Source organism: Pedobacter changchengzhani, assembly GCF_004354365.1.
GTDB lineage: Bacteria > Bacteroidota > Bacteroidia > Sphingobacteriales > Sphingobacteriaceae > Pedobacter > Pedobacter changchengzhani.
On record NZ_SJCY01000005.1, the window covers coordinates 30,287 to 43,869 of the forward strand.

Annotated in this window: 5 protein-coding genes; all 5 read left to right on the plus strand. The window is 35.8% G+C overall.

From position 1 onward, the window contains the following. The first annotated feature begins 124 nt into the window (after positions 1-124). The 5 genes from EZJ43_RS09195 to EZJ43_RS09215 all read left to right on the plus strand — a co-directional run bounded on the left by EZJ43_RS09195 (position 125) and on the right by EZJ43_RS09215 (position 13,159). Complete coding sequence (locus tag EZJ43_RS09195; protein WP_133262417.1) at positions 125-3,190, plus strand: glycoside hydrolase family 2 TIM barrel-domain containing protein; 3,066 nt, start codon at positions 125-127, stop codon at positions 3,188-3,190. A gap of 530 nt (positions 3,191-3,720) precedes the next feature. After that, positions 3,721-6,270 (plus strand): glycoside hydrolase family 2 protein, encoded by a 2,550-nt coding sequence (locus EZJ43_RS09200; protein ID WP_133262418.1) that lies wholly within the window; start codon positions 3,721-3,723, stop codon positions 6,268-6,270. A gap of 10 nt (positions 6,271-6,280) precedes the next feature. Then, positions 6,281-7,675 carry a hypothetical protein gene (locus EZJ43_RS09205; RefSeq protein WP_133262419.1) on the plus strand — a complete coding sequence of 465 codons (1,395 nt, stop codon included), beginning with the start codon at positions 6,281-6,283 and terminating at the stop codon, positions 7,673-7,675. Positions 7,676-8,289: 614 nt separating this feature from the next. Then, positions 8,290-11,376 carry a SusC/RagA family TonB-linked outer membrane protein gene (locus EZJ43_RS09210; RefSeq protein WP_133262537.1) on the plus strand — a complete coding sequence of 1,029 codons (3,087 nt, stop codon included), beginning with the start codon at positions 8,290-8,292 and terminating at the stop codon, positions 11,374-11,376. A gap of 22 nt (positions 11,377-11,398) precedes the next feature. Then, positions 11,399-13,159, plus strand: a complete 1,761-nt coding sequence (locus EZJ43_RS09215; RefSeq protein WP_133262420.1) for a RagB/SusD family nutrient uptake outer membrane protein — start codon at positions 11,399-11,401, stop codon at positions 13,157-13,159. Positions 13,160-13,583: the final 424 nt, after the last annotated feature.

Below are 13,583 nucleotides of genomic sequence, written 5' to 3' on the forward strand. Positions count from 1 at the left end.
GAATTAAAAAGAGATCAAACTTACCGTTTTTATTCTGTTGATTTTAAACGTGGCAATTGCGCAAGAACGAGAAATTAAAAGATATTATAACGTAGTAAACATATTTTAATTAGCTAAAACATTTATGAAATCAAATTACATCAAATCGTTATTAATTTTATTGTTTTCGGCATTTCAACTTCATGCTCAAAATCCGTCAGCTATTAAAATTGATTTAGACAAAAATACCGTTCAAGAAATCTCTCTAAATGGACAATGGGATTTTATCCCAGCAAAAGGTACAAGTAAACCAAATGGAACAACCGCTGATTTTATAGATCAAAAAGCATTTGAGATTTCTGAAAATTTGAATAAAATTGAATCGTTCCAAATTGGCGTACCGCAGTTTCTAAATCGAGTTTCGTGGTGGTTGCCAAATGTTTCTAATGAATTCGAAGCGCAGGAAACTGCGAGAGTTAACGCACTTCCGTTTAAAACCGATGACTTACAAGCGGGTTGGTATATTAAAACGATCGATTTAACTAATCTCAAAAAAAGCGATAACAGCGAGATTTATGCAAATTTTGAAGGTGTGGCAACTGTTTCTCGTGTGTACTTTAATGCGCAATATGTTGGTGGTCATTTAGGTATGTTCGGCTCTTTCGATTGTAGACTTACCCCATTTATAAAAATGGGACAAAAAAATAAACTCCTGGTTTATGTAGAGCGTGGCACTAAAGCTGATAAAGGAGACGAGGTGGTTTCTGTTGCGGTTACGATGCCAATTACCCGAGATTTGCTTACATCCTTGAATTCGGGAATGTTTGGTGGTTTTGGAAACGGCCCGAGAGCAAAGTTTATGGGTATTTGGCAACCTGTTAAATTGGTCGTATCTAAAGTTGGCGGTAAAATTGAAGATGTTTTTTTCAATCCATCCTTAACTGGCCACAAGTTAGAATTTACGTTAAAAAACGCTTCACTATCTACTGTAAACGGCAAACTGACTTATCTGTTAAAAGATGCAAAAACAGGAAAAGTTTTTACCACAGAAGAAATCAAAGTCACCTTAAATCGGGGAGAGTACGTAATTAAAGCCGAAAAAAGTGGAATTAATCCGAAACTATGGAGTCCAGATCATCCAAACTTGTATCAACTTGAAGTGACTTTAACCGATATTTCGGGTAATAAATTAGATTTTTGGGAAATGCCTGTCGGTTATAGAACCGTTAGTACTAAAGGAGAACAACTCTATTTAAACGGCCGTCCTTATTGGGTACGTGGAGCAGGAATGCCTCCTTATGGTTACAAACCGACAGATTCTGCAACCGCTAGAGGTTTTTTGCAGTTGATGCATGATGGTAACACGGTTTACACGCGTACGGGTTGCAATACTTGGAACTCACTTTGGTATGGGCTAGCCGATGAAATTGGAGTTGGCGTAACGCATGAAGGAATTCGTCCTTGGGCTTTAATGAGCAAGGCACCTGCGCCACCTGCTACTATTTTACAACATTGGAAAGAGGAGCAACTGGAGGTGATAAAAAAATACCGAAATCATCCAAGTGTGATGGTTTATTCCATTTCAAATGAAGGTTTGCAAGGTGATTACAGCAACCCAGTTAAATTGGCAATATTTAAGGATTTAATTGATGCGATAAGAAAAATGGATCCAAGTCGGCCGATCATTCAAACTTCTGGAGATCCTGATGTTGACCATAATGCGGATATAGAAGACGTGCATGCGTACTGGGGCTGGTACGAATCATCATCATTTTTAAATGATTACACAAAACCGCGCAGAGGATTAACTTTGAATGATGGACGCCCATTTTTAAATCATGAAAGTGCCGTTCCGTATTCAATGATTGATGACGGTTCTGTGCATCCGGCATATACTAAAAGGTTTTCTGCACAATCTTGGGTAGGCGACATCGGTACTTACGCAAAGGGAAAAGATGTTTCTTATTTTCAAGATCACATTTTAGCAGAGGCCAAACTGAAGTCAGAAAAATTGAGATACAGCAGAAAAGCGTTACCTACAGCAGGTGTTTTGCTATTTGCTAGTGTAACTTGGATACAAAATGCTTTGTCTAAACCATTTGATCAATGGAAACCTTTTCCTGTTTATTATGGCGTAAAAGAAGCTTTTGAGCCTGTTTTAGCTTCGATGGCGACCACACAAAGATATTTTTATGAAGGTGATCATGTGAAAACTAAAATCTATTTGGTAAATGATAATGTTGATTTTAAAGATTTAAACGGCATTACTGTAAATCTTTCTTTTTTAATTGACGGCAAAGAGGTCAGCTCATCGGTATTTCCGATTGGAAATGTTAATTATTTCGATGTTAAAGATGTTGATATATCTTTCTATATTCCAAAAATTGATAGTGCTAAGCAAAGGTCTACGATTCGTTTAACGGTAAAAGATGAAAATTCGAAGACGCTGTCGATTAATTCTTACCCAGTAACAATTGCCACCAAACAATGGATAAGTAAGAAGGCAACTGCACCACTGGAGATTGTGGCTTTGGGTGTGAATGAGGATGTTAAAAATCAAATTTCTAATATTGGAAATCTATTTGAAAAACCATTAAGCAAAATAAAATCCAAAGCAGATGTAATTATTTTGGGACCATCGGCCATTAATATTAGTAAAGTGGAAATACAAAAAGCATTAAAGCCTGGCGGTAGATTATTGGTGTTACAACAAGGTAAAGCTGCGCATCGTTTTATTTTAGATGTTGTTAAAGTTGCTGAAGAAAAGTCAGTTGCCTCTAAGCCCCATTTAGAAGATTTTATGTTCGATTCTGGTGTTGTTGATGGACAAGCTGTTGATTCGATTAAGGGTGAGTTTGTAGAGATGTTAAATTGGAAACAAAATCTACCCATTTTTGATGGTTTGGAAGCGATGGATTGGAAATGGTGGGGTAGAGGTGATAATCTTGCTTATGCCGCAAGTGCCAGCCATAGGATTGATATTAAAAACCCAAAAGTTTTGCCAATTGGCCGTTACTTAGCGCCACATTTTTATTGGAGTGGAGATTTGCAAAAAATGTATGATGCTAAAATTGGCTACCCAGTATTTGCGGTAAAAGAAGATTGGGGAAATGTTATTATTTGTGATCTTACCATTTCTAATGCCATAAAATACGATCCACGAGCTGCAAAAACTTTGGTAAATTTAATTACGGAACCATTTGGTAAGTAAGGGTTCGGTCGTCATTGTGAGGCACGAAGCAATCTTACTACACGATTAACACGCTTGAAGATCACTTTGCGCATGATATACACGACAATTGAAAATTTTAGTATAGAAAGTCTTGTTAAATTGCATAGTTTTCAACCAACGAATCTGACAATAAATTTTACCTTACTTACACTATTTAAGGTAGGTGTTCTAAAATATTTATCCGATTTGCCAAGAATTATTGATTTTAATTAGCTTTCCAACTTAAATCTTGTTTAAAATGCCAATCAAACTTTAAATGCAGGACAGACCATGTTGCCATTTCAATTTCTGTTGATTAATTTCGTTGTTCATCAATTTTAAAAACTGCCAATCAAATTACATTTGGTTTACAATTTTGGTGCAAAATGTTTATATTGTTTTAATTAGAAAAGAAACTGTATCTGCAATTAAATAACGTTAGTTGAGGTTGCACATTTAGTGGCCGACGAACAAAATTTATCGTGTGATAAACAAAAATACCCAAATATTATATTAAAATAACTTCACTAATGAGATTAAAAAAAACCGTACAGAGATGCTTATTTATCTTGTTAACTTTTAACGGATTAGCTACTATCGCGCAAAAAAAAGTTTCAATTAATGAAAATTGGGAATTTTCAAAAGTAGAACAATCTACAAATTGGGAGAAAATTAACTTGCCACACACCTGGAATGCTACCGATGTAATTGACGAAATACCAGGTTATTATAGAGGTATTGGCTGGTACAAGAAACAATTGAAGGTTAGCTTTTCTAAAAATGAGCGGGTGTATCTCAAATTTGAAGGCGCAAATAACAATACCGAAGTCTTTGTAAATGGTAAATCTGTAGGAACTCATGTTGGTGGTTATACGGCTTTTATTTTTGATGTTACGGCCTACCTAAATCCTGTCGGCGAAAATGAAATAAAGGTAAAAGTTGATAATGCAGTTAATTTGAATGATTTACCCGTTAGTGCCGATTTTACTTTTTATGGAGGTATTTATCGGGATGTTTTTTTAATTGTAAAAGATGAACTGCATTTCGACATGAAAAATAGCGGGTCTTCGGGCGTATTTATATCTACGCCATCTGTATCTGCTAAAAAAGGAACGGTAAAAGTTGTTGGTAAAATTGAAAACGAATCCAATAAACCAAAAAAAATTGCGTTGCTTACCACAATAAAAGATGCCTTTGGGAAGGTGGTTTACGAAAGTACTAAGACAAAAAATATTGCTAAAAATGCCATTTGGGATTTTAATTTTTCGGATGCGGAAATTTTAAATCCAAATTTGTGGTCGCCAGAGCAACCAAATCTTTATGCTGTCGAACTAAAAATTATCGATCAACGTACAAAAAAAATTATAGACTCATCTACACAGCCATTAGGTTTTAGGTGGTTTAGATTTGACGCCGATAAAGGGTTTTTTCTTAATGATAAGCACTTAAAGTTAATCGGCACAAATCGTCACCAAGATAGAGAGGGTTATGGAAATGCCCTAACTGGCGATATGCATGAGCAAGACATTCGGTTGATTAAAGATATGGGTGCAAATTTTATCAGAATTGCACACTATCCACAAGACCCACGAGTTTTAGAAATGTGCGATAAATTGGGCCTATTGGTTTGGGAAGAAATACCCGTAGTAAACGAAATAAATACGACCAAAGAATTTGCCGATCATGCAAAGCTTTCGCTTGTAGAAATGATTAGGCAACATTACAACCATCCATCAATAATTATTTGGGCTTATATGAACGAAATATTCGCTACCAATAAAATGCGGAAATTGGTCGAAAGAAAAGAATTATTAGCCAAAACCACAGCGCTTGCCAAAGAGTTGGAGAAAATTGTGAAAACCGAAGACAGTAGCCGTAAAACAGCAATGGCTTTGGAATATACTTATGCCGATGAATATTTAGAAACCGGAATAGGCAACGTTTGCGATATTGTTGGCTGGAACCTATATATTGGTTGGTACCAAGAAGATATGACAAAATTTGGGCCTTTTTTAGATGATTGGCATAAGAAATATCCAACAAAGAGTTTCATTATTTCGGAGTATGGCGCCGGGAGCGATACAAGAATACACTCCTTAACACCTACTAGATATGATTACAGTGTAGAATATCAGGAAGATAATTTGGAAAGCTATTACCAACAAATAATGGCTCGGCCTTTTGTATCTGGTGCCACCGTTTGGAATTCTTTCGATTTTAATTCCGAAGGAAGAATGGATGTAGTACCCAACATCAACAACAAGGGTTTGCTTACAGTTGATCGGAAACCGAAAGATTCTTATTACTTTTTTAAAGCGGCACTTTCGTCAACTCCTTTTATAAAAATTGCTTCAAGCGATTGGATGAATAGGGCAGGAAGAGCTGAAAGCGAACAGTTTGCTTTTTGCAAGCAGCCAGTAGTAATTTACAGCAATTTGCCCAATGTAGAGCTTTTTAATAATGGGGTTTCTTTAGGCGTTAAACCAACTCAAGGTTTTAAAGCAATTTGGGATGTACCGTTTAATAATGGGTTAAACCAATTGGTTGCTAAAGCAAATAATAAATTAGATCAAATAGCTATTAACTTCCATTTGCAACCGTACTTGCTAAGCGATCCATCTTTTACTTCAATTGCGGTAAACTTTGGTAGTAAAGAATATTTTTTGGAGCAATCAACAGGTTTGGTTTGGGAACCTGAAAGAGAATATACTGAGGGGTATTGGGGTTTTGTAAAAAATAATTATGTCTATACGCAACCAACAAGGTTCGATGTAAAAAGAACAACAAACGATCCTCTATTTTATGCTTATTTAAAAGATGCCAATAGCATTAAGTTTGATGTGGCCGATGGCAATTATGAAGTTGAATTACTTTTTGTAGATCAAATTGGGAATAATAGATTCAGTACGCTCATCAACGGAAATGCTGTTTTTGCCTATCCTTCGCAAAATCAAGAAAAAGCTGCCATAACGGTTAAGGCGTTTGTAGAGGTAACCACCGGAAAAGGCTTAATCGTTTCGTTTGATAAGATGCAAGGAAGCCCAATTATAAGTGGAATTAAAATTAGAAAACGATTTTAGCAAAAATAAAATGATGAAGATTAAAATTAGCATATTGCTGGGTGTAGCACTTTTTTTTCTTGTTTCGTGCGGTAAAACAGATTCGGGTATTGTACCCCAAAAACCCGAAGTAACAACTGGCAACAACAACCCAGTTGCAGATCCAGTTGATGCCTCGGGGGCTGATTATGTGCCTAGCAACAATATAAAAGTTTATATAGGGGGAGGAGATAACGCAACGGGTGCATTTTTAGGCTATTTAGGAGATACAAATGGATGGCCATTTGTGCAACAATATGCTGATGGTTACTATATTAATAATTTTGCGTTGAACACCGATCCATTAGACGCCACTCAAAATCAGCGGTTAACCGCAATGGCGGGGCTTTTTACTAATAAAAATCTTTTTTATGAAACAGATGAGCAACGAACTGATGATGCATCTGATGAAGCGAAACTTGCTATTTTAAAAGCAAACGGCTTTAAAGTAAACTATGCGATTATTAATAGAGGTGTTGTAGATTCTCGGCTGGTTGCATTAAAAACGAATGGCCCGATTACGATTTTAGGTATGGGCGCTCCGTGGCAAGTAAACGGCGACATTAGCTCTTCTACGGCTGGTGCAATTGCGTGGCGAGATGGTATTGCGAAAACAGATGGTTCGGGCATTGATGGACCTTTAGGGTTGTGGATTGCAAATACAACCAATTATCGTGAAGGGAGCATTTCGGGGGTAAAATATGCACATAAAGCGGGTAAAATAGCGATGGTTATGATTTCACCCTACCAATCAAATACGCCAGATGCCCTTTTATCGGGCTCGATAGATTGTGTGCAAAAGCACGAAGATGCAGGTGCGAGTCCTGATATTTGGGCGGTAGAATATTATGCTGCACAAATAAAACAGTACCCTGTTACGCCAGAAAAAACAACAGCTGGCGAGCCAGGGCAATCATTAACAGGAGTTGCCTATTATATTATCAGACACCTAAATGGAAAATCGAAAGTGGCTTTAAATACAACTTTACCAAATGCTAACATTATGGCTAACGGAAGTGCATTAACAGTAAAGTTGCCACAAAATAATGGAAACGTAGATTTCTCAATCCCGTTAACGATATCATCCAATGATGATGCATGGGTGGATGTGTGCCCGCTAATAATGGCTAGTGCAGATAATGATAATTATGCAATATCGTACGTTATGAATGGAGTAAACATTACAAAGGGTGTATTAGGTAAGGGCTTTCCATGTTTTAATAGCTTCAGATTAAAGGGTACAAGTACAAACAACTTGATAATAAGGGTAAAAAGTAAAGCTGGAGTTAGCGCTAATGGGTTAACAAATATTACATTAAACTTGATGAGCCATGCCGGATTGCCTACTAATAAAATGAGTTCGCTAACGATAAAATGCAGCACTTAATTTATTTAATAGTAAACAATATTTCTTTTTTAAGCTTTGGTTTACTAAATCGATTTAGCCACAATTAAATGTATTGATAAATTTTGTTATTCAGTGTTTTAAGGTACGTGGTTCCTAAAAGCCCAACGTGCTAATCCTAGATAATTTAAAATTTTTAGCGAGATTAAATTTTTTGTCTAAATTAAAAGTCTTACTTGTTTTTTTAGCCAAGCCATTACGCTTGGTTTTTTAAGAAAATATTCTATGGTACATTAGTTAGGTATAGTAAAAGCTAAATATATTTTACTTAAAATACTTATATACAGTTTGTTGAAAAATAAAACATGGATCAATTAGTTTTGTGAATTTTGTTGCAATTTAGTTTTTGTATCCGCATTGTAAGCAGTAAATTTAATAATACAACGTTGTCTAATCGGCAAAAAAAAATTGCCATTTTGAATTATATTCCAAAAAAGTTTAAGTTTTTTATAAAAGCAGGACGGTACAGGTTGCCAAACCCTACATATAACAATATCTTCGGTTTGGGAAAGTCAGAGTTCCCTCCTAACCAAATTAATAAAATTTAACTTTAACTGCGATGTCGGTTTTAGTTAATAACCAGAAAACCAAGTATGATGAAAAAAAAACTACTTAGAAATTTTTGTGCCGTGTTACTCACACTCCTATGTGTAACGCTCATTAATGAAAATTTAAGGGCACAAGACAAAATTATTACGGGTAAAGTAACCGATGCAGATGGCGGTGGTGTATTGCCAGGGGTTACCGTAAAAGTGAAAGGAACTACATTAGGCGCTATTACCGATGCAAATGGAAATTATTCTATTAAAGTAAACGAAAAGAGCAGGGTATTAGTTTTTAACTTCATAGGATATGAAGAAATCGAAAAATTTGTTCCCGATGATAATAGCATTGTAAATGTTAAATTAACGTCATCGTCACAAGGTTTAAATGAAGTTGTTGTGGTTGCTTACGGTGCCCAAAAGAAAGAAACCGTAACAGGTGCAATTTCATCTATTTCCACTAAGGAGATTAAACAAAGTCCTGCAGCTAATTTAGCCGTGTCATTAGCCGGTAGGTTGCCTGGCCTTAGCGCATTACAAAGAAGCGGTGAGCCGGGTAGAGATTTGACGCAAATTTTTGTTCGTGGCCAAGGAACCACAAATACACAATCTCCAATTGTTTTGGTAGATGGCGTTGAGCGCGAGTTAACGTTCATAGATCCAAATGAGGTTGAGTCTGTAACTGTTTTAAAAGATGCTTCATCTACAGCAATTTTTGGTGTTAGGGGCGCAAATGGTGTTATTTTAGTAACAACCAAAAGAGGAACAAGTGAAGTGCCAGAGATTAATTTTACTGCAGAAACAGGAGGGCAGGATTTTACCCGCCTTGCTCAACCAGTTAATTCATTTCAATACGCAACATTAAAAAACTTGGCAAGTGCCAACGACGGCCTACCACCTGTATATTCTGATGCAGCATTGGCAGCTTACCAGTCAGGTTCGGACCCGATTAGATACCCAAACACTGACTGGGTTAACACGCTTGTTCGAAAATTCTCTCCAGAATCGCGGTATAATTTAAACATTTCTGGAGCGGGTAAAGCTGTACGTTATTTTGTTAACGCCGGTGTACTTAATCAATCAGGTAGTTTTAAAACTGAAAAAGACCTAAATTATGATCCAAGTTTTAAACTTAACCGTTACAATTTTAGATCGAATATAGATTTACAAATTAATAAAAGCTTAAAAGCCTATTTAAATATTGCAGGTTATTTAGAAAAGCAGAATGGACCTTTCGGCGTAGCTATCGCCTCTACTGGTCAAGGTGGAGATTCACCTTCGCTGTATGTTTTAGCAAATCTATTCGATTTACCAGCCACTATTCCAGGGCCTCTTACGCCCGATGGATCGGTTTCTACCAACTCTACAATTATAAACGTGCCTTACGGCCTTTTGAATAGAAGTGGATATAGACAACAAACCAGAAGTAATGTTACGGCGACTTATGGTATGGAACAAAATTTAGATTTTGTTACTAAAGGTTTAACCGCAAAAGCATTAATTTCGTTTGATACAAAATCAACCAATAACTTAAATGCTTCAAGATCTTTTGTTAAACAAGTTCAGTTCATTGATCCGAATAATTTAGGTCCAGATGGTTTACCTGTAGTATCCTACAAGCCATTTAACGCAGACGTTAATACTCCTTTGGCTATATCAGGAAGCGGTAATTTTACAAGTTTAGCAAATTTTCAAGGTTTTTTAAATTACAATAGAATATTTGGCAAGCATACTGTTACTGGCTTGGTGCTATATCAACAACAACAAACAATTATCGATTCTCAATTGCCTTTCAATTTATTAGGTGTTTCTAACAGATTAACATACGGTTATGACAATCGTTATTTTGCAGAATTCAATGCAGGATATAATGGATCAGAGCAATTTGCTAAAGGAAAAAGATTTGGGTTTTTCCCTGCATTTTCTGGAGCTTGGGTAGTATCAAACGAAAAGTTTTGGAATGTAAAAGGCATTAACTCTTTAAAAATCAGGGGATCTTATGGTGAAGTTGGTAACGACAGGATAAATTCGAAAAGATTTATATATTCAGATGATATAACAGTCGTTGGTGGTGGTTATTCTTCTACTTTAGGTGGTGGGAATAGAGTAAATTACAACCAAATCGGAAATCCTGACTTACAATGGGAAGTAGCAAAGAAAGCCAACATCGGTTTAGAAATTGGATTTTTGAAATCATTCAACCTTGTTGCTGATATTTTCTCCGAAAACAGAGATAATGTATTAATTCCAAGAGGAACAATCCCGGTTTTAAATGGTCTTCCGGTAGGCATTTTGCCTCCGGTAAATATTGGTGTAGTTAATAATAAAGGGTATGAATTAGAGCTTAATTACAAGAAATATTTCGATAAAGATTTTTCTATTGTATCTAGAGTTAACGTTAGTTATGCTACCAATAAGTTAAAATTTGCTGATGAAGCGCAACTTTCAAGCGACTATGCATATCGCTATCGCAAAACGGGATACAGCATTGGTCAGAATTTTGGGTACATCGTTGATAAATATTTTGATAATCAAGCAGAGATAGATCAATCGCCTGTTCAAAGTATTGGTGCTAATGCATCTAAGCCCGGCGATTTTAAATATAAAGACCTGAATGGCGATGGAATTATCGACCCCAAAGATTTAGCGCCAATTGGCTATTCAAGTGTGCCAGAATATACCTTCGGAGCAGCGTTTAGCATTACTTATAAAGGGTTTGATTTAAGCTTGTTGTTTCAAGGTGTAACCAATGTGAGCAATTACTATCAAAGTAGAGGAACTTTTCCAGGTAGTAACTATTATGTTAACCACTTAGAGAGCTGGACAGCAGAGAGAGCTGCTGCAGGCGATCCAATTAACTACCCACGCTTAACTACAAAAACTTCTCCAAATGAAAACAGAAATTCATTCTTTATCCTTGATGCAAGTTATATTAGGTTGAAAAATGCTGAAATTGGCTACACGCTACCATTAAGTATATCGAAGAGAATTGGTTCTAAACGAGTTAGATTGTATGCAAATGGCTTAAATTTATATACTTGGGATAAATTACCAAGCAAACAATTCGACCCCGAATTAACAGGTGAGTTGTCATACCCAGTGCTTAGGATAATTAACTTCGGTGCAAATGTTGCTTTTTAATTCATAATTAAAACATAAAATAATGAAAAAGATAATAATCGGTATGCTCGCCATACTAACAATTAGCATAAGTTGTAAGAAAAGCCCTTTAGATATTTCTCCTGATGGTAGAATTACTTTAGATGCTATTTTTAGCGATGAGAAACAGACTGAAGCATTCCTTAGTACATGCTACGGCAATATTCCAGGATATTTTTATAAATACCGTTTTTGGGCATATTTAGAGGGCTCTACAGATAATTGTACAGATGCAGATATAGGTAACGAATCTGGCACGATGAACGTTTCTTGGATATCTGGGGCGCTAACGCCTTCTTTTAATCCCTTAGAATTTGGTAATGGTACAGCGAGTGGTATGGATGGGAAAGCGAACAAATACGCTCAGTTTTGGAATGGAATTTATAACGCCAATGTATTTTTATCAAGATTACCTACAGCAAATGTACCAATTGAAACCAATAGAAATAGGTTTAAAGGAGAAGCACAATTGTTGCGTGCATTTTACTATTTAGAATTGATTAAACAATACGGTGCTTTACCAATTATTGATAAGCCTGTATCAAATACTTTTGATTACACATCACTTACAAGACCTACTTTTCAACAATGTGTGGACTTCATTGTGAGTGAGTGTGATAATGTTATTGCTAATCCGCAAATGCCAATTCGTATTACATTAGAAGGCGAGCGTGGGCGTTTCAGTAAAGCAGTTGCATACGCAATTAAATCAGAAGCATTATTGTACAATGCGAGTCCTTTATGGAATCCTAGTAATGATAAAGCAAAATGGACTGCTGCTTCAACTGCTTCCCAACAAGCTTTAACTGCATTAACCGCAGGGAATCAATATCAGCTTTTCCCTAATTATGAGCAGTATTTTTTCAGTTCTGCAGACATGTCAACTACGCCTGTTGATAAAGAGACAATATTTGAAATTACCAGTACTAATGATGGAACCTTTACAATTATTAATGCAATTGCAGGACAAAAAGGCATCAATAAGACAGGTTCTACACCAACACAAGAGTTAGTTGATAGCTACGAAATGAAGGCTACTGGCTTACCTGCAATTACTGGTTATAGCGATGATAGTCATTTAAATCCAATCATCAACACGGCATCTGGTTATGATCCTAATAATCCATACGTGGGTAGAGATCCTAGGTTTTATGCTTCCGTGTGGTACAATGGTGCTGTGCATCCAAATTATAATGGCGCATCTTTAGCGCTACAAATTTATAAAGGTGGTGGTCAACAGTTGTTAAAAACACCACCTAACAGACAAAATACCCATAGTGGATATTACCTTAGAAAGTTTTTAAATCCAGCAATTGCGGTAGGTACGGGATCATCAGCGAGGTTCAAAAAATATCACTTATCAGAAATTTACTTGAATCTTGCCGAAGCAGAAAACGAAGCAAATGGTCCTACTCAAATAGCTTATGACGCTGTAAATACTGTACGAGCTAGGGCTGGAATGCCAAACTTAACTCCTGGTTTGAGTCAACTTGATTTTCAAACCCGTATTCGCAATGAAAGAAGAGTTGAGCTTTTTATGGAGGAACATCGTTTTTGGGATGTGAGAAGATGGAAAATTTTGGATAAAACCGATAAATTAGTTACCGGAACAGAAATTATAAAAACTGGTAGTACCTTGGCATACAATCGTTTCGTTGTAGAATCAAGAAATGCTTGGCAAGATAAATTCCGTATTTTTCCATTGCCTTTAGGAGAAGCCTCAATCATTCCAGATTTCTCTAAAAATCAAAATCCGGGTTGGTAGAATAAATTTTGTTGCAGAAAAATTGATTTAATTTTTTACAGTGGCTAAAAACTCCTCGCTATCTTTAGATTGTGGGGAGTTTTTTTTATTATATTAATAAGCTGTTTACCTAGGCTTCAAATTTGTTGGCAGGTAAAAATTAGCTTTAAGTTTAATAGATGCATATTTTAAAAATTAACTTTCAAATACCCTTAAAACTTTATATATATTGATGAAAGGTAGTTTAGGTAAATCAATTTTTTTTCATTCTAAAATTTAACCATACACTCCTCTCGGTAAAAAACATTAATATTTTACTTTCTATAGACAAACACAGTTAATAGGATTTGCTTTTTTTTATTGAGATAAAATTTACATCATATAAATAGCTGTTATGCAGTTATTTGTTTAAGTATTTGAAGTTATTTCTTTACCGACCTTAATA

Excerpts from the sequence above, each read along its gene's own strand:
- EZJ43_RS09195 (WP_133262417.1), top strand. The coding sequence starts at position 125 with ATGAAATCAAATTACATCAAATCGTTATTAATTTTATTGTTTTCGGCA.
- EZJ43_RS09200 (WP_133262418.1), top strand. The coding sequence starts at position 3,721 with ATGAGATTAAAAAAAACCGTACAGAGATGCTTATTTATCTTGTTAACT.
- EZJ43_RS09205 (WP_133262419.1), top strand. The coding sequence starts at position 6,281 with ATGATGAAGATTAAAATTAGCATATTGCTGGGTGTAGCACTTTTTTTT.
- EZJ43_RS09210 (WP_133262537.1), top strand. The coding sequence starts at position 8,290 with ATGAAAAAAAAACTACTTAGAAATTTTTGTGCCGTGTTACTCACACTC.
- EZJ43_RS09215 (WP_133262420.1), top strand. The coding sequence starts at position 11,399 with ATGAAAAAGATAATAATCGGTATGCTCGCCATACTAACAATTAGCATA.